The organism is Stutzerimonas tianxiuensis (assembly GCF_053470365.1).
The window spans coordinates 87,430-108,583 of the sequence record NZ_JBPVWS010000015.1; the positions used below are offsets into that span (position 1 = coordinate 87,430).

General features: G+C 59.0%; 21 protein-coding genes and 2 tRNA genes. 13 read left to right on the plus strand and 10 right to left on the minus strand.

Translation table 11 applies throughout. From position 1 onward, the window contains the following. Positions 1–36 precede the first annotated feature (36 nt). From ACSSNI_RS18030 to ACSSNI_RS18075, 10 genes are all read left to right on the plus strand, one after another. A complete protein-coding gene (locus ACSSNI_RS18030; protein ID WP_200637829.1) occupies positions 37–2,058 on the plus strand; it encodes a Mu transposase C-terminal domain-containing protein in 2,022 nt (673 codons plus the stop codon). A 49-nt stretch (positions 2,059–2,107) separates the two neighbouring features. After that, entirely contained in the window at positions 2,108–2,830 is a 723-nt protein-coding gene (locus ACSSNI_RS18035) for an AAA family ATPase (protein ID WP_200637827.1), read from the plus strand. A gap of 146 nt (positions 2,831–2,976) precedes the next feature. Further along, positions 2,977–3,438, plus strand: a complete 462-nt coding sequence (locus tag ACSSNI_RS18040) for a hypothetical protein (protein WP_200637825.1) — start codon at positions 2,977–2,979, stop codon at positions 3,436–3,438. Between the two features lie 86 nt (positions 3,439–3,524). Next, the gene (locus ACSSNI_RS18045; protein ID WP_200637823.1) at positions 3,525–4,772 is read left to right on the plus strand and encodes a hypothetical protein; all 1,248 of its coding nucleotides are present in this window, start codon (positions 3,525–3,527) and stop codon (positions 4,770–4,772) included. A 304-nt stretch (positions 4,773–5,076) separates the two neighbouring features. Then, the gene (locus tag ACSSNI_RS18050; RefSeq protein WP_200637821.1) at positions 5,077–5,607 is read left to right on the plus strand and encodes a Mor transcription activator family protein; all 531 of its coding nucleotides are present in this window, start codon (positions 5,077–5,079) and stop codon (positions 5,605–5,607) included. Continuing rightward, positions 5,594–5,806, plus strand: a complete 213-nt coding sequence (locus ACSSNI_RS18055) for a hypothetical protein (protein WP_200637819.1) — start codon at positions 5,594–5,596, stop codon at positions 5,804–5,806. The genes ACSSNI_RS18050 and ACSSNI_RS18055 overlap by 14 nt, the downstream gene beginning before the upstream one ends. A gap of 9 nt (positions 5,807–5,815) precedes the next feature. Then, positions 5,816–6,151: a phage tail assembly protein gene (locus ACSSNI_RS18060; RefSeq protein ID WP_200637817.1), complete on the plus strand. Its 336-nt coding sequence runs from the start codon at positions 5,816–5,818 to the stop codon at positions 6,149–6,151. Positions 6,152–6,247: 96 nt separating this feature from the next. Further along, positions 6,248–8,122 carry a phage tail tape measure protein gene (locus tag ACSSNI_RS18065; RefSeq protein WP_448259874.1) on the plus strand — a complete coding sequence of 625 codons (1,875 nt, stop codon included), beginning with the start codon at positions 6,248–6,250 and terminating at the stop codon, positions 8,120–8,122. Between the two features lie 40 nt (positions 8,123–8,162). Further along, on the plus strand, positions 8,163–9,071 hold the full coding sequence (locus ACSSNI_RS18070) for a Mu-like prophage major head subunit gpT family protein (RefSeq protein WP_200637813.1): 909 nt from the start codon (positions 8,163–8,165) through the stop codon (positions 9,069–9,071). A gap of 14 nt (positions 9,072–9,085) precedes the next feature. After that, positions 9,086–9,814 (plus strand): phage protease, encoded by a 729-nt coding sequence (locus ACSSNI_RS18075; RefSeq protein ID WP_200637811.1) that lies wholly within the window; start codon positions 9,086–9,088, stop codon positions 9,812–9,814. A 192-nt stretch (positions 9,815–10,006) separates the two neighbouring features. Here the strand turns inward: ACSSNI_RS18075 and ACSSNI_RS18080 are convergent. From ACSSNI_RS18080 to dapA, 4 genes are all read right to left on the minus strand, one after another. After that, a tRNA-Ser gene (locus ACSSNI_RS18080) sits at positions 10,007–10,096 on the minus strand. Positions 10,097–10,218: 122 nt separating this feature from the next. Then, positions 10,219–11,088, minus strand: a complete 870-nt coding sequence (locus ACSSNI_RS18085; RefSeq protein WP_200637809.1) for a phosphoribosylaminoimidazolesuccinocarboxamide synthase — start codon at positions 11,086–11,088, stop codon at positions 10,219–10,221. A gap of 135 nt (positions 11,089–11,223) precedes the next feature. Next, the gene (gene bamC / locus ACSSNI_RS18090) at positions 11,224–12,324 is read right to left on the minus strand and encodes an outer membrane protein assembly factor BamC (protein ID WP_200637807.1); all 1,101 of its coding nucleotides are present in this window, start codon (positions 12,322–12,324) and stop codon (positions 11,224–11,226) included. Between the two features lie 38 nt (positions 12,325–12,362). Next, positions 12,363–13,241, minus strand: a complete 879-nt coding sequence (gene dapA / locus ACSSNI_RS18095; RefSeq protein WP_102834750.1) for a 4-hydroxy-tetrahydrodipicolinate synthase — start codon at positions 13,239–13,241, stop codon at positions 12,363–12,365. Between the two features lie 217 nt (positions 13,242–13,458). Between dapA and ACSSNI_RS18100 the strand changes: the two genes are divergently transcribed. Beyond that, the gene (locus tag ACSSNI_RS18100) at positions 13,459–14,019 is read left to right on the plus strand and encodes a glycine cleavage system transcriptional repressor (RefSeq protein ID WP_148924725.1); all 561 of its coding nucleotides are present in this window, start codon (positions 13,459–13,461) and stop codon (positions 14,017–14,019) included. A 14-nt stretch (positions 14,020–14,033) separates the two neighbouring features. Next, entirely contained in the window at positions 14,034–14,507 is a 474-nt protein-coding gene (locus ACSSNI_RS18105; protein WP_200637802.1) for a peroxiredoxin, read from the plus strand. A gap of 89 nt (positions 14,508–14,596) precedes the next feature. Here ACSSNI_RS18105 and ACSSNI_RS18110 read toward each other — a convergent pair whose 3' ends face one another. After that, positions 14,597–15,676: an AI-2E family transporter gene (locus tag ACSSNI_RS18110; protein WP_200637800.1), complete on the minus strand. Its 1,080-nt coding sequence runs from the start codon at positions 15,674–15,676 to the stop codon at positions 14,597–14,599. A gap of 19 nt (positions 15,677–15,695) precedes the next feature. Beyond that, positions 15,696–15,947, minus strand: coding sequence for a sulfurtransferase TusA family protein (locus ACSSNI_RS18115; protein WP_200637797.1), 252 nt, complete (start codon positions 15,945–15,947; stop codon positions 15,696–15,698). A gap of 106 nt (positions 15,948–16,053) precedes the next feature. Here ACSSNI_RS18115 and ACSSNI_RS18120 point away from each other — a divergent pair, with 106 nt between their 5' ends. After that, positions 16,054–17,484 carry a M48 family metalloprotease gene (locus ACSSNI_RS18120; protein ID WP_102834755.1) on the plus strand — a complete coding sequence of 477 codons (1,431 nt, stop codon included), beginning with the start codon at positions 16,054–16,056 and terminating at the stop codon, positions 17,482–17,484. Positions 17,485–17,545: 61 nt separating this feature from the next. On the opposite strand, the gene nadA is transcribed toward ACSSNI_RS18120, so the two are convergent. From nadA to ACSSNI_RS18140, 4 genes are all read right to left on the minus strand, one after another. Next, on the minus strand, positions 17,546–18,604 hold the full coding sequence (gene nadA / locus ACSSNI_RS18125; RefSeq protein ID WP_102834756.1) for a quinolinate synthase NadA: 1,059 nt from the start codon (positions 18,602–18,604) through the stop codon (positions 17,546–17,548). A gap of 238 nt (positions 18,605–18,842) precedes the next feature. Beyond that, positions 18,843–20,339 (minus strand): acetyl-CoA hydrolase/transferase family protein, encoded by a 1,497-nt coding sequence (locus ACSSNI_RS18130; RefSeq protein ID WP_102834757.1) that lies wholly within the window; start codon positions 20,337–20,339, stop codon positions 18,843–18,845. Between the two features lie 196 nt (positions 20,340–20,535). Next, a tRNA-Lys gene (locus tag ACSSNI_RS18135) sits at positions 20,536–20,611 on the minus strand. Between the two features lie 52 nt (positions 20,612–20,663). Beyond that, positions 20,664–21,154: 7-cyano-7-deazaguanine synthase (locus ACSSNI_RS18140; RefSeq protein ID WP_448259878.1), on the minus strand; the 491-nt coding region annotated here is incomplete at its 5' end.

Below are 21,154 nucleotides of genomic sequence, written 5' to 3' on the forward strand. Positions count from 1 at the left end.
TCGGCAAAACAACTGGCCGGCACGAGAGAGGCACCGATGCGCAACTGGTATACAGCCCAAGAGCTTGCAGGGCTGCTCGGCATGCCGGGCACTGCCCGCAGTGTGAAAGCTAGAGCCCAGCGTGAGCGTTGGGCAGGCCAGCGCCGCCTCGGCAGTAAGGCCATTGAATACGCGTTCGCCGTGCTTCCATCCGAAACCCAGGCCGCACTGATCGCCGCCTCGGTTGCTAGCGAGGCACCTACAGCCGTTTCCGAACAGTCGGAATCGACACAGCGTGACGCGAAAAACGCGTCACGCTTGAGCGAAAAGCAACGCTCAGTCATGACGGCTCGCCTCGCCTTCGTGCGTGAAATAGAGCGCATGAGCCAGACCATCAGCCAGCAGCGGGCGATCCTGGCGCTGGTTGAATTAGCCAAAAACGACCAGCTCAGCCCGTACCTGACAGAGCTGCTTGTCCGTGCCAATGACCGCAAGACAGAAGACCGCAGCCTTTCCGAGCGGACGCTCAAGCGTTGGCTGGGTGACTACCGCAAGCAGGGCGAGACCGGTCTGGCACCCGCACGTGGCGGCAAGGACATGGGTGTGCCCGACTGGGCAAAAGACTTCCTGCGCTGCTTTCAGCGGCCAACAAAGCCCAGCGTCGAAGCCAGCTACGCCGAGTTTGTGGCCAAGTGCCAGGGCGAGCGGCCGAGCATCTACCAGGTGCGTCGCTTCCTCAACAAGCTGAGCCCGGAGGCACGCGAAGCCGGTCGTCGAACGCCGCAGGAACTTAAGGCGCTACAGCCATTCCGCCGCCGCACCACTAAGAACATGTTCCCGTGCGACGTCTTTACGGCCGACGGCCACAAGTTCGACGCCGAGGTCCTCAACCCACGCACCGGCAAGCCATACCGCCCGGAAACCACCACCGTCATCGACGTGGCCACGCGGCGGATCCTCGGCATCTCAATCGGCGAGGCGGAGTCAACCATCGGCGTGATGGACGCCCTGCGCGACGCCATCACACGCGGCGGCATGTTCGCCATCTTTTACGTCGACAACGGATCCGGCTTCGCCAACAGCGCGGTGCGTGAAGTGGTCGATCGCCTCGGCGGCACAATGACCCATGCCCTGCCATACAACAGCCAGGCGCGAGGGCTGATCGAGCGCGTTCACCAGACCATATGGGTCAACGCAGCCAAGAAGCTAACCAGCTACATCGGCGCCGACATGGACAAGCACGCCGGTACCAGGGTGCACCGCGTCAGCCGTAAGCAGCTGCGCGAGACCGGTACCACCCGTTTGCTGCCCACGTTCAGCGAGTTCATGTCGGGCGTTGAGTTCGAGATCGAGGCCTACAACGACCGCCCTCATCGGGGCCTGGAAAAGATCCGTGACCCCGAGACTGGCAAGTTGCGACACATGAGCCCGAACGAAGCCTGGGAAGAGGCCCGCGCCGAGGGCTGGGAGCCGATGCTGGCCCCGGCCGAGCTGGTCCACGACCTGATGCGCCCGCAAGTTATCCGTCCGACTCGTCGCGGTGAAGTGACCTGGGCTAACCAGCGCTACTTCCTGGATGCCCTGCGCGATCTGCACGGCGAAGAGATCCGCGTCGCCTACGACGTACGCGACGCCTCTCGGGTCTGGGTGCGGACGTTGGAAGGCGAACTGCTCGGCGAAGCGCTGCTTGACGGCAACGCGAGCGACTACATGCCCAAGCCGCTGATCGAGCAGGCCTATGAGAAGCGTGAGCAGGGCCAGATGAAACGCGCCCTGGACAAGCTCGAAACGCTGACCGGCAAGCGGGTGGAAATGATTGCGCCGACCTCGGCGCCATCCGCCCAACTCACATCCGAAGAGATGAACGTTGCTCGCCAGTTTGCCAGCGACCTGCTTAAGCCAGTTGCAGAGTTCGATGTGCCAGCAGACGCAATGGCCCGATATCGCCTGTGGAAGCAGTTAGAACGCCGCATTGCCGCTGGTGACCAGTTGAGCGAGCCAGAAGCACGATGGCACTCCAGATACCAGCATCACCCCGATTTTTCAGCAGTGCAGCGAGTATTCGACTACACCGCGTAGCCCTTCCTACCACAAGCCAAGGGCAAGATGCCCGAGAGGTGTGAACACCATGAACGGAGTAAAAGTCGTCCCATTAACCAACGTCGGTCTTCTGGCAAGTGCAATGGAGCGAGCCCAGACCAGACCTTCTAACTTGCCGGGACTCGTCGTCATGTACGGTGCGAGTGGGTTGGGCAAGACCATAGGCGCCACGTTTGCGGCGAACATGTACCGTGGCTATTACGTCGAATGTCGCTACACCTGGACGAAGAAAACGTTCCTCCTCGCCATTCTAAAAGAGATGGGCATAGCGCCTGGACGGACATTGTCCGAAATGGTAGACGCCGCAGCGGACCAGCTATCACGAAGCGCCCGACCGTTGATCATTGATGATGTGCAATATCTCCTGGATAAGGCCGTCGCAAACATCCTTACGGATCTATACAACGCCAGCCACGGCACGATTGTGCTCATCGGGGAGGAGCGTGTACCAGCAAGCCTGGCGAAACTAGAGCGCTTGCATAACCGAGTGTTGGAATGGGTGCCAGCACAGGCCGCAACATTGGAGGATCTGCGAACTCTGGTTACGGCCAGCTACCCCTCCCTCCAAATAGAAGACGATCTGTTAGAAGATCTACGACGCTCAGTTCATGGCTGCCTTCGTCGGATCTCGGTGAATCTCTACAGAGTCCACTCTGAAGCCCAAGCGATGTGTGTAGACGCAATCGACCTAGCCAGATGGGGTAAGCGGGGCTGGTTTACCGGAGAAGCACCTACAGGGCGGGGTCGCTGATGGCGACGAAAGGACGCAAGCCTGTACACGTTGAAATGATTGATGGGAAAAGTAATCGGCAACGTATATGGGAAGCTATGCGTTCCGCCTCCGAGTCGTTTACGGGCTACCAAATCGCCCGTCGCGCTGTAGTTCACGACACTGCCGTGCGCAGCTATATTCAGTCGCTGGAAAAAGCCGGCTATATAGAGCGTGTTGCCGGCGCCGATCACTTCCTGGAACAAACCCTGCGTTTAGTCAAAGATCTGGGCGCTGAGGCCCCTGCCGTTACCCGTTCAGGTGGTGCCAGCAGCGCGGGCCAAGGTAACGAGGCGATGTGGCGAACCCTTCGCATCCTCGGTGAGCTGACAGCCCGACAATTAGCCGAGCACGCCTCGGCCGGCTCCAATGTGTCGCTGTGGACCGCCCGCAGCTATCTGAAGTGGCTGGCTCGCGCCGGCTATGTCGAGCTGCTGAGCCAGGGCAACGGCGACCGCAACGCCCGATATCGACTGTTGGCTCATGGTCATACCGGGCCACGGGCCCCGATGATCCAGCGCGGAGGCCGGATGTACGATCCCAACCTGGGCAAAGTGGTATTCGTTCTCGGGCCAGATCGAATCGAGTAGTTGTGGCTCAGTGCCACTTCGGCTTTGTAGTCAGTCGAAGGCTTGATACCGTTGCCCAGTCGACAAAGAGGCTACAGAGCATCTAAATGGATAAGGCGCGCATATTCTTCAGTCGAAAAGGCCAAATGCAGGAAGCTATCAGCTGCTTCGACATTACTAGCCGAGAGCACTATCGCAGTCTTTGGCCGCTGGTTACGCCAGATGACCCTCCTAGGCTCGTGAGCTGGGTCAGTCCTGTATTTGCAGGCGATAAATGTACGCGCCATTCACACTTCCGGCACTACGCAGGCCGGCGAGGCGTGAACGCTAAAGCAATCTTTGATACCGATGAAAAAGAGCGACATCAACAATTTAGCGAGAGCCCTGAGCACAAGCGTGCTAAAGAGCTAATCGCGGCAGAACTACGGCGTCGGCTCGATGCCGGACTGTCTCTTCACTGGACTTACAAAGACAAGTCAGTTACGGACTTCCACTTGGCCGGAAATCTGCTGCTTGGTGCCGAGTCCATCGTCACTGAGCACAAAATCACTACGCCTCCACCCTTGTCCAGTTATTACCGACTTGACGTAGCCGTCCTTGGAAAAGCGGTACTCAAGAATCCGACGATCCTAGCCGGAATCGAAATTGAGTACGGGCATGCGTTTGATGGTCGCAAGGCAATCGCCGGTAAGTGTTCAGGGTATCCATTGATATCCATCGACATAACCGACCTGACGCTTGAAGAGATTACAGCTGAGTGGGCGCGGCGGGCTCTTACTGATACAACACACTCGGACCCGCTCGGACAGCGCAAGACGTTTATCTACCTGAACCCGCTGCTCTACCCGCTTTATATTCAACTGCCGCCAGACCTGCTGCGAAAGGAGCCTCGCCACCAGTTCGTGGTTTTCGCACCAGACGATCAGCTAAAGCACATCAAGGGCCGGATCGAAACGGTACGAGGACTATTAGGCTTATCGCCGAAAGACGTGGTTCTGCAATTGCCCAATGCTAAAAGCGAGCAATCAACCATTATGGTTGAGAATCTAGGGAACATAATCGGGCCTGACTGGGAGAGCATGAATGCCAGGCGATGCCTGACCGTATCACTGGATCGTCCCGCAACGGTTAATGACGTGCCCAAGCATCTGATGCACATCTTCCTGGCAATCTATCTTGCCGGCTGGTGCGATGCGCTGGTGGGGTACAAGTGGTGCATGGACATCACCAATGACCACCCCGAGCAAGATCTCTGGAAGGCTTGGCACAACAAGAGCCACTACTACCCAGCCCCGAAACGTCTGGCGATGCCGTTCTCGCAGTATGTCGCTGCTCTCAGTCAACTCACTGGCTAAGCAGATCTGAATTTGAAGCCACCGAGCACTCAAACCGTCGGAGAGGCTTTGTGTTGGATTTTCAAGGCAAACCGCCACCCATGGCTGGCACTGGCATCGATATCGATTTCTAACGTGGGTCTAACGTGCTTGGTGGGCACGCGCTACCGCTCCGCAGTCCTAATCTGCACGATGCCTATTAATTCAGTCGAACCAGCGCCTCACCGAAGCTCTTCAAACTACTGAACCCCTTCCAGCTATTACCGACGCTTCCTACTGAATCTAATTCACCCCATAGCCGGCAAGCAGCGGAAAGGGGTTAGAAGTGTCGAGTGTCATTGTATCCAGGTACCTGGCCAGCGAGTTGGCGCGCATCGGCGCCGATATCTCCATGGTCGAGCCGCTACTCCCCAAGGCAGTAAAGGACATGGTGTCGAGGATGGGCTACCAGAGCGCCATGCAGGTTGTTTCGAAAGTTGGCGGAACATCCTTCCTGGTGCCGATGCCCGCCGCCAATCACGGGGACTTAAGCGTGGAAGCCCGACGTAAGTTGGACGAAGCGCTCGGCAGCGAAACCCTTGGCGCACTCCTTCGTAAGTATTACGGCGGGTCGATGCTTTACATACCGAGTTGCGCTACCGCCATGCGGACGCTTCGCGATATCGCGATTCATAAGTTCACTGAGACTGGCCTGGATCAAGGCCGATCCATGAACAGCATGGTTTCGGAGCTTGCAATCAAGTTCGGACTGAGCGACCGCCGCATCTGGGAAATCCTGAAGACGCTTAATCCCGCTGAGTTGCTCCAGCCCAGTATCCCCGGCCAATCAATCGAGGTAAGCCATGCAATCCACTGAGACATCCAAGACGAGCGATATCGCACTTACAGCCTTGGGCGCAGCCGAACGGCTGGCCATCGAAGGATGCAATGGCGTGGAGACACGCCTGCACGCGAGCGAGTCCAGTTCGCCCTTTGAACAACAGCTCTCGAAGCAGACCCGCTCCGAGAGAGAGCTTTCCAACCTACTTCACGGCTATGCAGCCGACGCGCAATAAGGAGCTTACATGCAGACTTTCACTACCACCGGCACATTCCCACGCGGTATCGAGATCGCTGGCACCACTTACACCCAGTTCACCATGCGCGAGGCGTTCCTGGAGGACCTGATCGACGCCGCAGCCGATGCAGGCGGTACCGAGAACGGTCTGGCCTTCTATGCCGAACAGGCCGTGCGCCAACTCACCGAGGCGACCAGCGCCGATGGCCAGCGTTTCGCCGGCCCATTCGTACGCAAGATGATCAAGACACGAGCCGACTTTCTCGCCTTGCGTGATGCACAGCTGCTCCTGGATCAGATGGGAAACGGCGAACAGTCCAGCAACGAGACACCTGGGACCTGATCCTTCTCCTAGCCCTTCGCACGGGCTGGTCTCGTGCGGAGATTCTGCGTCTACCGCCCGCAGAGCTTCAGCATTACTTCACCCGGTTGAGCAACGATGGCAAGCAACGACCTTGAACTCGCATTACGACTGACTGCCGATGTCTCCCGCCTGCAGGGTGGGCTGAGCAAAGGCGAGGCCGGCCTGCGCAAGTTCGGCTCCGCCGCCAAGGGCGAGCTGGCCGCTCTCGGGCGCTTCGCCGGGTCGGTCGAAGGCAAGCTCGCCCAGTTGGGCTTGGGCGTCTCCGCCATCGCGGTTGGCATGCAGTCGGCCCAGCTGGACAAGGACCTCAAGCAGCTGCAGCTCACTGCCGGAGCCACTGCACGCGAGGCAGACCTGCTGCGCCAGAGCTGGTTCGAGGCACAGATTGCAACCGGCCAAGGCGTGGACGAATTGAGGGCCGGCTCTGATGCGCTAATAGCCGCAGGCCTGAGCATCCAAGACGCGCGAGCGGCGGTGTTGCCGATGGCGGCAACCCTGGCGGTTGCAGAAGCCAGTGCGACCGACCTGGCGAATGCTATGGGCGTAGCCGCCAAGCAGTTCGATATCGACCTGAGCAGCCAGCATGAAGCTGCCCTTCTGCTGGACCGGTTCGTCGTGGCTGGACGTTTGGGCAGTGCCGAACTGAATAACCTGTCAAGCATCTTTCCTAAAATTGGTGCTAGCGCTAAGGCCGCTGGCTTGGACCTGAGCCAGTCCTTGGCACTGACCGAAACGCTATCTGCTTTTGAGCCCAATGCTGATCGGCTGGGCACCCTGACCGAAAGCACGCTGCGGGTATTCACTAACGACAACTACCGCAAGGCCGCTGAGAAAGCGGCCGGCGTTAAGTTCTTCAACGCTGACCAGTCCCAGCGCGATCCATTCAAGGTGATTGAGGACATCAAGTCCAAGTACGACAAGCTGACCACAGACCTACAGAAGAACAATTTCTTGGCGGCCGCCTTTGGCACCGCTGACCAGGACACCATCAAGGGCGTTCGTAACCTCCTCAGCGACGGCGCCATGACCGAGCTGGCAGCGAAGTTCAAGGGCGTCGAGGAGGCCAGCGGCACCATTGCCCGCGACCTGCCGGACGCGATCAGCAACGCCGTCGACCAGACCAATCGCCTCAAAGGCGCACTACGCGAAGCTGCTGACGACTTCGCAAAGCCGGTCAACGATACCCTGAGCGGCCTCATTAAGTGGGGCATGGACAGCAAGAAGAACGGCGGCCTGGGTCTGGACGGTAAAGACATGCTGATCGGCGGCGCCCTCGGGGCGGCCGGGCTGTTCGGTGCCGGTCGCTACGGCGGCAAGGCCATCTCCGGGCTCGCCGGCAAGCTCGGCGGCACCGCTGCAGGCGTGGCCACCGGCAAGGCGCTGGAAGAGGCGGCCGGCGTGCCCTCCGTCTATGTCGTCAACATGCCGAGTTCCTTCGGCCCAGGCAGCACTGCTGAGAGGCTAACCGACGTCGTAAGTGACCGAGTGCCCGGTGGCAAGTTCAAGGGCGCCGGCAAGTGGTTGGGGCGTGCCGGCATTCCGCTCATGCTGGCCGCGAGCGGCCTGGATGCCTACAACATCGCCACTGACGACCGGCTGAGCTCACAGGAAAAGACAGTGGGGTACTCGGGGGCAGCTGGAGGCGCTGCAGGCGGTCTGGCGGGCGCTGCTGCTGGCGCTGCGCTGGGCTCCGTGGTGCCCGTCCTAGGCACCGCCATCGGTGGGTTGATCGGCGGTGCCTTGGGGTACTGGGGCGGCGGCTCGCTCGGCGAAATGATTGCCGAGGCCGTCACCAGTTCGCCCACGAAGGGCCCAAGCCAGCCCGCCGATGTGAGCGGCAAGATCGAGATTCACATCAGCAGCGAAGGCAAACCGAAGGTCACCCGGATGGAAACCAAAAGCGACATCGAGCTTGGAGTTTATACCGGCCACATGACTGCAGGTAGATGAAGACCCGCACCTACAAAACAGCAAAAGGAGTTACACCACGATGGTTATAAACAAAGACACGCTTCAAACGCTCTACACCGATCTTCGCGCCGAATTCACCCGAGGGTTCGGGGCGGCCCCAACCAGTTGGGACAAGATCGCCATGAAGGTCCCGTCTACGGGTGCCAGTAATGTTTATCACTGGCTCAGCGCATTCCCTCGCATGCAGCGCTGGGTTGGCGCCAAGCAAATCAAGAACCTTGCCGCCTCGCATTATGAGATACCCAACACCTCCTTCGAGGCCACCATCGAGGTTGAGCGCAAGCACATCGAAGATAATCAGATTGGAATCTACATGCCGCCTGCTCAAATGGCCGGCCATTCCGCCGCTCAGCTGGCTGACGAGATCGTGTTCGAGGCAGTGAACAAGAGCTTCACAGCGCCCTGTTACGATGGTCAGTACTTCTTCGATACCGATCACCCGGTCGGTGGAAACTCCGTCAGCAACAAGAGCACTGCGCCGCTTTCCAACGCCACCCTGGCTGCGGCCCAGGCCAGCTTCGGCGCGGCCAAGGCAGGGTTGCGTGCAATGAAGGACGAGGAAGGTCGCTCACTCAACGTGGTGCCCACTGTGCTCCTGGTCGGTGGTGCGCTCGAAGATACCGCTCGCATGCTTCTGACCAACGAAGAACTGGCCGATGGCGCCCCGAACCCTTACCGTGGCGCCGCTGAGCTAGTAGTGGACGGGCGCATTGAATCGGACACCGCATGGTTCCTGCTGGACACCTCCAAGCCGATCCGCCCCTTCAATTACCAGGAGCGCAAGGCGCCAGAGTTCGTGGCGCAGGTCAGCCCTGAGTCTGACTCGGTGTTCAACCTGAAGAAGTACAAGTTCGGCTCCGAAGCTCGTGTTGCATCGGGTTATGGCTTCTGGCAGCTGGCCTACGGTTCCACCGGTACTGGTGCTTAATGCGGGAGGTATCCATGGCAGGCACGAGCGGCAAGGCGGTGGCAGGCAGTCAGTCTGCCGTTGCCGCCTGCACCTTCGAGATCAGGGCAAAGGATACCGCCATTCAGCTGTTCCCGGCTGGCGCCTTCAAGGCCCGTGATGGTCGTCCCAAGGATGTCCACGCCGGCCACTGGTATATCGACGGCCAAGTGGCCACTAGACTAATTGCCAAGGCTGCCGCCCTCGCCACCGATCTGGTGATTGACTACGAACACCAGACCCTCAACAGTGCCGAGAATGGCCGGCCCGCCCCGGCCGCTGCGTGGTTCAAGGGCAAGGCCCTGGAGTGGCGCGAAGGCCTTGGCCTGTTCGCCACGCAGGTCGACTGGACAAAGAATGCCGTAGCCATGATTGCGGGCAAGGAGTACCGCTACCTCAGCCCGGTTTTCAGCTATGAAAAGCAAACGGGCGAGGTGCTTGAACTGCACCATGTTGGGCTAACCAATTTCCCAGCCCTAGACGGCATGAGCTCTTTGCCGGCCTTGGCTGCGGCTCGCTTCAGTCTGTCGCCTACTCCGAAGGCACAGCGCAATGCGACCCAGTTAGTCGATGACATTAGGAGAGACATCGCAGCCTTGAAAAGCAGGCAAGCCCAACGCAAGATTCCGGCAGTTGAATTGCTGGATGAAACTGCTCTGGCGGTCTGTCATGCGATGAACGTCTCGCCTGAGGATTACCTGGCGGCAATGAGTGAATTGCACTAAAGCTATGCGACGTTACAGAGTCCCGCTGTTCCGCTATTAGTGGTGCCAAAGACCGCGCGAAATATTGCAATTCGGCCGGTCCTTAGCTATGCCAAAGACCGCGCAAGGTTATGCCAAATCCGCCGCTCGCTTACAACAACGCAAAAGAAAAAGCCCCTGTAAATACTTGATTTACAAGGGCTTTAGGTATAGTGGCGGAGAGATAGGGATTTGAACCCTAGGAACTGTTGCCAGTTCAACGGATTTCGAATCCGTCCCGTTCGGCCACTCCGGCATCTCTCCAGCGGCGCGCATCATAGCAGTTCAGTGTGTTTTGTCTAACCCCAACTGCGCAGATTTTTTAGCGATGCCGTAGCAGAACAGCGATGCTGAGCGCATCAAACTCCCCGCCGGTCGCCAGCCGATCAGCTGGTCAAGCGCGTCAGCGCTTCACGGTATTTATCGGCGGTCTTCTGAGCGACATCAGCCGGCACTGGCGGGGCTGGCGGCTCCTTGTTCCAGCCGGTGGACTCGAGCCAGTCGCGGACAAATTGCTTGTCGAAGCTTGGCGGGTTGCTGCCTTCAGCGTAACTGTCTGCGGGCCAGAAACGGCTGGAGTCAGGCGTGAGCACTTCATCCATCAGCGTCAACTCGCCGTTTTCATTGAGGCCGAACTCGAACTTGGTATCAGCGATGATGATGCCTCGCGTCGCAGCGTATGCCACAGCTGCGCTGTACAGCGCGATCGAGGTGTCGCGCACCTTCGCCGCCAGCTCTTTACCGATGATGGCTTCGCACTGCTCGAAGGAGATGTTCTCGTCGTGATCACCCACGGCCGCTTTGGTAGACGGCGTGAAGATCGGTTGCGGCAGCTTGGCCGCTTCTTTCAGGCCAGCTGGCAGCTGGATCCCGCACACGGTTCCACTCCGCTGATACTCCTTCCAGCCTGAGCCAACGATATAGCCACGCACGATGGCCTCCACTGCAACCGGCTTCAGTCGCTTGGCCACCACCGCCCGCCCCTCAACCAGGGGCAGCTCCTCGGCTGGCACAACGTCCTCTACCTTGTCACCAGTGAAATGGTTAGGGACGAGCTGCGCGAGCTTGTCGAACCAGAAGTTGGAAATTGCGGTAAGGATCTTGCCCTTCTCGGGGATCGGCTCGGCAAGGATCACGTCAAACGCGGAGAGCCGGTCGGTAGCGACCATAAGCATGCGCTTGTCGTCGATTTCGTACAGATCACGCACCTTGCCAGAATAGATTTTTTTCAGGCTCAGGGAGCTGGGAGCGGTCATGGCTTTTCTCGCGGTTGCCGAACCTGTGCTGGCTTGCGCAACAGCGCAGACACAACGACTGGATCAATCATCAAACGAAACAGGCGAAACCGAGAGGTTTCGCCTGAATGGATTGGGGCGGACTGTCTCGTAGAATCAGTCCAGGCTGTCCTTGAGCATGCTCAGCACGCGTCGGGACACATCAGCCGGAGCAACGGTATCGAGGTCCTTGTCGAGGGTGACCTGAACCTTGCCGCCCACATCAGTTACGCGTAACTGATAGCGTTCGGCGCGGGCCTCGATCTCTTCGCGGTCAGGCGCTCCGCCGAAGATCAGGGAGAAGAAACCAGGTTTCTCATCAGGATTCGCCGCACCTTCCGACAGGTTGATGTAGTAGACGCCGAGGCTTCGATCAAGGTCCTCGACGAGAATATCGCTCGCCGCCAGCGCGCGACCGACACTCGACCAACCACGGTTGAAGTCCGTATCGAGCTGCAGCACCGGCTCGCCGCTACCGGCCTCACTCAGCGTCACACGGCTTGGCGCGTCATACTCGCGCTCAGCCAGCAGCGAGGCTGAGCCACCTTCGACAGTGCTGCTGTTCAGCCCTGCCTGCAGCTCATCGAGCAGTACTCGATCGCGCTCAGCATTCACCGGCGCGTCCGGCCAGGCAACATCGGCACTGCTGCCTGCAGGACGTTGAACGCTGACCAGGAAGATCTCACTGGTATCACGCTGCACACCTGGCTCGACGCGAACCCGGACGCGGGTCTCGCCTTCACCCAGTCCAAGATTGCGTACCAGCGCCGGCGCGAGCTGATCACGGGTCTGCCAGGCTGTGACGAACTCACCAGTCTGCGGTCGCTCTTCGGCAATCTGAAAGCCATTGTCGGTAAAGAACTGACGGGCTGATGCCCATACCTGCGAAGGCGCTCGCATTGCAACAAGCCAACGCGCATCTTCGGAAGTCTGCAGGCTGTACTCGCTCACCTCTTCGGCGGCGACCAGACGTTGCGGACGGGGCACTTCGTACTCGCCTGTCGCGCGGCTGTCGGCTACCTGCTGGGGGATCGGCAGCAGCGGCTCGATCGGGCGCAGCTCGACATCGCTAGGCACCTGCATTGGCGGCACCTGCTGTGCCTGCAGGTAGTCGCTGCCACGGTCGCGGAAATATCCGTCTTCACCCCATAACCAGCCACAACCGCTGGTTCCAGAGATAATCAAGGCTAGGGTCGAGAGGCCGGCCAATCGCTTCATGCATGTTCCTTCATTAATAAACCAGTACACCTGAACTATCAGGCCAGCACACCTGACTGACGCATCGCAGCGCGAAGCGGCTCGTGGCAACGCTGGCTCAGCCAGGTAAGCGGCAGGCGAATGCCCTCCGGTATCAGGCCCATCTCATGCAGTGCCCACTTCACCGGAATCGGATTGGCCTCGAGGAACAGCGTCTGGTGCAGCGGCATCAACAGCGCATTAATGGCGCGCGCCTTTTCTGCATCGCCAGCAATGGCAGCGGCACACAGCTCGCTCATCGCACGCGGAGCAACGTTCGCGGTAACGGAGATGTTGCCCTTGCCGCCCATCAACATCAGCTCAACGGCAGTAGCGTCGTCGCCGGAGTAGACAAGGAAGTCATTAGCCACACGATCAAGCACCTCCTGACCGCGCTTGAGGTCACCGGTCGCTTCCTTGACGCCTACGATGTTTGGCACTTTCGCCAAGCGCTCGATGGTTTCAGGGAGCATGTCACAGGCGGTACGTCCAGGGACGTTGTAGAGGATCTGCGGAATCGCTACAGCTTCGGCGATGTGACGGAAGTGAAGATACATCCCTTCCTGCGTCGGCTTGTTGTAATACGGCGTCACCAGAAGACAGGCGTCGGCGCCGGCCTGCTTGGCGTTTTCAGTGAGTTCGACGGCCTCGCGGGTGGAGTTGGCCCCTGTGCCTGCGATTACCGGAATGCGGCCGTTGACCTGATCAACAACGCGACGGATGACTTCAATGTGCTCGGATACTTCGAGCGTAGACGCCTCACCAGTGGTACCGACTGCAACGATTGCATTGGTGCCTTCCTGAAGATGGAAGTCGACAAGCTTGCTCAGGCTATCCCAATCAAGGCCACCTTGCGCGTCCATGGGAGTGACCAACGCCACCATACTGCCCGCAATCATGCAACCCACTCCTGCCGGAAAAAGAGAGGCGTAATGGTACAAGGCTCCCGAGCGCTTTGCGAGCACGCTTGAGGTATCGCCCGCCGGAACGACTGAGCGCCGAAGTGGCAGGCGATTGTCGCCCCCAGTTCACGCATTCCCACTGACGACGCTTTTCGCTACCCTTAGCTGTTTTCGGCTTGGCTGGCCGACCGATTCATCACCGCCAGGAATCTGCATGTCCACCCCCCCAGTACCCCGAGAACAATTTCTCGTCATCAGCGCCATGGGCCGTAGCCCGATGGCGCTCACCAACGTGCTTTGCCGAGCCAGCAACGAGAATCGCTGCGCCGTGGTCAGCACGCGCCTGACCCGACACGGCGAATGCTGTGCCCTGGTCCTGGAAATCACCGGAACCTGGGACGCGCTTGCTCGAATGGAGACGGCGCTGCCCGGCCTGGCCAAAAAGCACGAGTTCACCACCAATGTAGTGCGCAGTGAAGCGCTGGAAACCCGACCGCAAGCACTGCCTTATGTGGCGTATGTCAGCTCGGCCTATAGACCTGACATCCTCAACGAGTTGTGCCAGTTCTTCATTGATCACCGTGTCGAGCTCGAAGCCCTCACATGCGACACCTATGAGGCGCCGCAAACGGGCGGCACCATGCTCAACGCGACAATGACCGTGACGCTGCCGGCCGGCACGCAGATCAGTTGGCTGAGGGACCAGTTTCTCGATTTCGCCGATGCCTTGAACCTGGACGCATTGATAGAGCCCTGGCGCCCTCAGAATCCTTGAGAAGGAAAACCACTATGTCTGTTGCCATTGACCAACCGGTGCCAACCTTCCAGGCACAAGCCACCAGCGATACACAGGTCAGACTCGAGGCGTTGAAGGGCAAGCAGGTGGTCCTGTACTTCTACCCGAAGGACAATACTCCGGGCTGCACCACCCAGGGCCAGGGCTTTCGCGACCAGCACGACGCCTTCGTCGCCGCCAACACGGTCGTATTCGGCGTATCGCGGGACAGTCTCAAAACCCACGAAAACTTCAAGGCCAAGCAGGGCTTTCCCTTCGAGCTGATCTGCGACAAAGACGAGCAGCTTTGTCAGCTATTCGACGTGATCAAACTGAAAAAGCTTTACGGCAAGGAGTATCTGGGCATAGACCGGAGCACCTTCCTCATCGACGCTGACGGCGTGCTGCGGCAGGAATGGCGCGGGGTGAAGGTGCCAGGGCATGTCGAAGCTGTGCTGCAGGCCGCACAGGCATTGCAGCAGCGCTAAAAAACTGCGTAGCGGGCAGCAACGCTAGACAACACGCGAGCCCGCCTTCACTTGCCAGCTTAATGCCGCCGGCGCGGACGGCCCAGCAGCTACCCGACGTGATCCACCACAGGCACCGTAGCCGACCGACGCGGCCACGCGTACAGCACTGCCTTGAACAGGGTTGCTAGCGGGATCGCGAAAAACACGCCCCAGAAGCCCCACAGGCCGCCGAACAGCAACACAGCGCAAATGATCGCTACAGGGTGTAGGTTCACCGCCTCGGAAAACAACAGCGGTACCAGAACGTTGCCATCCAGTGCCTGGATGATGGCGTAGGCCACCATCAAATAGATGAACTGGTCGCCCAGCCCCCACTGGAACAAGCCGATCAAGGCGATGGGAATGGTCACGACCGTCGCACCGATATAAGGCACGACGACCGAGATTCCGACGAGCATCGCCAGTAACGCCGCGTAATTTAGCTCCAGAGCGGCAAAAACCGCGTACGACACTACCCCGCAAATCAGGATCTCGATCGCCTTGCCGCGGATGTAGTTGGCAATCTGTACGTTCATTTCCTGCGCCACCTGGGTGATCAGCCCACGCTCGTGTGGCAGGTAACCACCGAGCCAATCGTTGATCTGCTGGCGATCCTTGAGAAAAAAGAACACCAGAATGGGCACCAGGATCAGGTAGATCATCAGGCTCAACAGCAGAGGCAGGCTCGACAACGAAGAGGTGAGCATGATCTGGCCGTAGCGACCGACCTCGCCTCGAATGAAATCGATAGCGCGCAGCACCTGCACTTCGGTGAGCAACTGAGGGTAGCGCTCGGGCAAAAGAAGCAGCAGCGATTGCCACTCGACCAGCATCCGCGGCAACTCGTTGAACAGCGTCAACACCTGCTGCCACATCAGCGGCGCCAGGAATAGAATGCAGACGGTCAGCAGGCCGATGAACATCAGAAAAACCAGCCATACCGCTACCAGATGCGGCAGCTTGATTCGCTCCAGCGCGCCGACCAACCCTTGCATCAGGTACGCCAGCACCAGCCCAGCGATCACCGGGGCCAGCATGTGGCCAAGGGTCAGCACTGTCGCAAACGCAACCACCAGCAACACCCCAAGGACCACCGCTTCCTCGTCCGAGAAATAGCGATGAATCCAGCTCCGCAACACGTTTAGCATATACCTTCCTTAGCGACCGTCAGGCCTTACGCAGCCAGTAGCGATAGAGCCCTTGTTGCGCCTCTTCGTGAAGCAGCGTGTGACCAGCCAACTTGGCGAAACTACGAAAATCGCGTTGCGACCCGGGGTCTGTTGCCGTGACTTTCAATACTTGCCCGCTGGACAACCGATTGAGCTCCAGTTTCGCCTTGAGCAACGGCATCGGGCAGTCCAGCCCGACCGCATCCACCTCGGCATCACAGGCCATGCCGGGGGCACCCTGTTGAGTCATGTTCATCTCCTCGAAAGGGCTGCAGGATACCGAGCTGCGCCCGGCTCTGGCCAGCGACCCGAGCACAAGGCTACAGTAGCGCTCCCGCCTTGAAGAGCCAGTCTGGATGAAATTGCTGCGCCCCACCCTGCTCACACTCGCCTGCCTGATCGGCCAGCCGGTGATAGCAAATGACCTACCCTCGCTCGGTGACTCCAGCTCCGGCATTGTCTCGCCAGAGCAGGAGCACCAGCTGGGCAGAGCCTGGCTCAGCCTGTTACGCGGGCAGGTCCCACAGCTTTCCGATCCACTGCTCAAGGATTATCTGGAACGCAGCGTCTACCGCCTGGCCGAGACCAGTCAGCTACAGGACCGTCGCCTGGAATTCGTGCTGCTCGACAGCCCGCAACTAAACGCCTTTGCCGCACCGGGTGGGATCATAGGCGTCAATGGCGGACTGTTTCTCCACGCCCAGACTGAAGCCGAATACGCCTCGGTACTCGCGCACGAACTGGCCCACCTGTCCCAACGCCACTTCGCTCGCGGATTGGAAGCGCAGAAACGTATGCAGCTGCCGCTAATGGCCGCCATGCTTGCTGGTGTCGTTGCTGCTGCAGCTGGCGCGGGCGATGCTGGCATCGCCGCCATCATCTCGACCCAAGCGGCAGCAATTCAGTCTCAGCGTCGTTTCTCCAGACAGAACGAGCAGGAAGCCGACCGGATAGGCATCATCAACCTCGAAAGAGCTGGTTACGACCCCCGCGCCATGCCTGAGATGTTTGGTCGTCTGATGCGCCAGTATCGTTACGACCAGAAGCCGCCTGAGTTCCTGCTTACTCACCCGGTCACCGAATCACGTATTGCCGACACCAAAAACCGGGCTGAGCAATACCCCGACACCGGAGTTGAAGACAGCCTGCGCTATCAGCTTCTGCGCGCGCGCGTGGAGCTGAAGTTCGAAAGCACACCAGGAGTCAGCGCCAAGCGCTTCCGGGCGATGCTGGCCGACGACCCGACCCTCGACGCGGCGCGCTATGGCTTGGCGCTGGCGCAAATGAAAAGTGGCCAGCTGCAGGAAGCCGCGACGAATCTCGAGCCACTGCTGGCAAAGGAGCCAGACGACGCCACTTACAACCTGGCTCAGATCGAGCTGGACATCACCGCTAACCGACTTGCCGCTGCGCGTGCGCGCATGCAGACCTTGCTTGGCCTTTACCCGGGAAATTACCCGGTACGACAGGCGAACATCGATCTGCTGATCAAGGAAACCAAACTGCAGGATGCTGAGCAACAACTCAACGCACTTGTGGACGCCCGGCCGCAGGACCCGGATATCTGGTATCAGGTTGCAGAAATCCGCGGGCTCACCGGCAACATAATCGGCCTGCATCAAGCTCGCGCGGAATACTTTGCGCTCGTCGGAGACTACGATCAGGCGATTGAACAGTTGGACTTCGCCAAACGTCGTTCGGACAACTTCCAGAGCGCGGCACGAATCGATGCCCGGCAAAAGCAGCTGATCGAAGAAAAGCGAATGGTGGAGGACATGTTGCGCTGAGTCGTGCAGCGGCTGAACGCTGCGGCACGACTCAGACCGACAGCCGACCCCGCGAGCTGCGTCAGGCGTTGCCAGCCTGCCGGATGCGCGCAGCCTGAGTGAATTCCAGCATGCGTTTGAGCGGCTTGATCGCTCGCGGAATCAATGCCGGATCAACCGTTATCTCGTCACGGCCAGTGCGCAGGCAATCCAGCGTGCGCTCAAGGGTATTCATTGCCATCCACGGGCAATGAGCGCAACTCCGGCAGGTCGCCCCACTGCCAGCCGTCGGCGCCTCGATGAACTGCTTGTCAGGGCAAAGCTGCTGCATCTTGTAAAAGATCCCCCGGTCCGTAGCGACGATGAACATCGGATTGGACAGGGTCTGCGCAGCCTTAATCAGCTGACTCGTCGAGCCTACAGCGTCAGCAAGCGCAATCACCGATTCGGGCGACTCGGGATGAACCAGTACAGCCGCATCGGGGTACAGCGCTTTCATGTCCTCCAGCTGCTTCGACTTGAACTCCTCGTGGACAATGCACGCACCGTCCCATAACAGCATGTCGGCGCCAGTTTCACGCTGCACATAGTTTCCGAGGTGCTTGTCGGGGGCCCAAATGATCTTTTCACCGTTATCCATCAGGCTCTCGACGATTTCAAGGGCGCAACTGGAGGTGACGACCCAATCGGCACGCGCCTTCACCGCGGCCGACGTGTTGGCGTAAACAACTACGGTACGCTCTGGATGCTGGTCGCAAAATGCCGAGAACTCCTCAACCGGGCAACCCAGATCCAAAGAACAGGTGGCCTCCAGCGTCGGCATCAGGACGCGCTTCTCGGGATTCAGAATTTTTGCAGTTTCGCCCATGAACTTGACGCCGGCGACAACCACGGTCTGCGCGCTATGTTCATTGCCGAATCTTGCCATCTCCAGCGAATCCGAAACGCAGCCGCCGGTTTCTTCGGCTAACGCCTGGATCACCGGGTCGGTGTAATAGTGGGCAACCAGCACCGCATTCTGCCGCTTCAACTCGGCGGCGATATCGCTGCGCAACTGCGCCTCCTGCTCGGACGTCAGCGGCTTGGGCTGCTTGGCCGCCAGATGAGCCTGCACAAGAATACGTTCGGGTATTTGCGTCATGTTCGCTGGTTCCTGCAAGCACGGCGGTGTACGAGCCGCCGATTATAGCCATCGAGGCCGAGAATACGGACGTAGCGAAAGGAAAGGTGAAGCGAGGAAAGACCGAGCATTTCACCCCTGCCGTTACCAAGGGGGCGGAATACTAGCCGAAGCTTTCAGAAAAGTGAAAGCGGATGGGGGAACAACAAATACTGGCCTGAACTGAAAAGCCCGCCGACTTACGTCGGCGGGCTCTGCATCACTTACCTTTGAGCATGTGTCCGCGCTCTTCGAGATTGGTGTGCCAATCCATTGCCTCGTGCAGCAGGTGTGGCGTCTGCCCACCCTTCTTGCAAGCCGCGTCGAAGTAGGCGTTCAACGCATCACGGTAGGACGGGTGCACGCAATTATCGATGATCGCACGCGCACGCTCACGCGGCGCCAGACCACGAAGGTCAGCCAGCCCCTGCTCGGTCACCAGGATGCTGACGTCGTGCTCGGTGTGGTCGACATGAGCGACCATCGGGACGACGCTGGAGATGTTGCCACCCTTGGCGATCGACTTGGTGACAAAAATGGCCATATGCGCGTTACGAGCAAAGTCACCCGAACCGCCGATGCCATTCATCATCTTGGTGCCGCCAACGTGGGTCGAGTTGACGTTGCCGTAGATGTCGAATTCGAGTGCGGTGTTGATGCCGATGATACCGATACGGCGCACCAGCTCCGGATGGTTGGAAATTTCCTGCGGACGCAGTACCAGCTTGTCCTTGTACTTTTCCAGGTTGCCGAACACGCGGTTGTTGCAGCGCTCGGACAGGGTGATGGAGCAGCCGGAAGCAAAAACCATCTTGCCCGCATCGATCAGATCGAAGGTGGAGTCCTGCAGCACCTCGGAGTACATCACCAGATTTTCAAATGGCGAATCGATCAGACCGCACATCACCGCGTTGGCAATGTTGCCGATACCAGCCTGCAGCGGGCCGAGACTGTTGCTCAGACGACCTGCATCGACTTCCTTCTTGAAGAAGTGGATCAGGTGGTTGGCGATAGCCTGGGTCTCATCGTCCGGCGGCGTGACTGTGGAATAGGAGTCAGGCTGGTCAGTAACGACGATAGCAGCGATCTTGGCTGGATCGATCGGGATGGCGCCTGTGCCGATGCGGTCATCGACTTTCAGCAGTGGAATCGGCTGGCGATTCGGCCGCTCACCCGGGATGTAGATGTCGTGCAGACCTTCCAGATTGGGGTTGTGCGCCATGTTCAGCTCGATGATCACCTTGTCGGCAAACAGAGCCAGGTTGGCGGAGTTACCCACCGACGTGGTCGGCACGATGTGACCATCTTCTGTGATCGCAACAGCCTCGATAATGGCGAGATCAGGTTTCTTGATCTGATGGTTACGCATCTGTTCGACGGTATGCGACAGATGCTGGTCGATGAACATGACCTCACCCGCGTTTATCGCCTTGCGCAGCGCTGCGTCTGCCTGGAACGGCATACGGCGGGCCAGCAGGCCAGCCTCAGCCATCAGCCCGTCCAGATCGTTGCCAAGGCTGGCGCCTGTGATCAGGCTGATTTTCAGCGGGTTTTCCTTGGCGCGCTTGATCAGCGCCATGGGAACGGCCTTAGCCTCACCGGCACGGGTAAAACCGCTCATGCCGACAGTCATGCCGTCGAGAACATGGGTAGCGGCCTCGTCGGCGCTCATGACCTTGCTATGCAGGGAGGACAAGCGGATGCGATCAGAATACATTTGAGCCTCGAACCACTGTGAAATCGGAAGGTCGCAGTCTAGTACGTTTAAAGACGGCCGGGTCACATACCAAGGTCGTAGAGGAATTGACCTTAATAACCGTGTCGCACGCTCGTTCTTATAAATTTATAAACTGCGGATATAAAAAAGCCGGATGACCTTTCGGCCTCCGGCTTTTTCGTTCCCTAAGGGAATTTGGTGGGTCGTGTGGGATTCGAACCTACGACCAATTGGTTAAAAGCCAACTGCTCTACCAACTGAGCTAACGACCCGATGCGGAGCGCATGATACTGATTTGATTGAGTAAATCAAGTTTTTTTTGAATCACTTGTAGCGCGTAGGGTCAGCGACACCAGCTTCGTCGAAGCCGGCTGCACGTAATCGGCAGCTGTCGCACTTGCCGCATGCGCGCCCATCTTCGTCAGCCTGATAGCAGGAAACGGTCATACTGTAGTCGACGCCTAAACGCTCACCAGCTTGGATAATCTCGCTTTTGCTCAGGTCCTGCAGCGGGGCATTAATGGAAAACCCGCGCCCTTCTACGCCCGCCTTGGTGGCCAGATTTGCGAGCCGCTCAAAGGCCTCGACAAACTCCGGACGACAATCCGGATAGCCTGAATAGTCGACTGCATTCACACCAATGAAAATATCCCGGGCACCCAGCACTTCAGCCCAACCCAAGGCCAGCGAAAGAAACAGGGTGTTGCGTGCCGGTACGTAGGTGACTGGTATTCCTTCTCCTAGCAGCCTGTCGGACTTTTCCCCTCGCCGGTAGAATTGCGCATCGCTCCTGGAACCTGACTGTATGAGCCGCT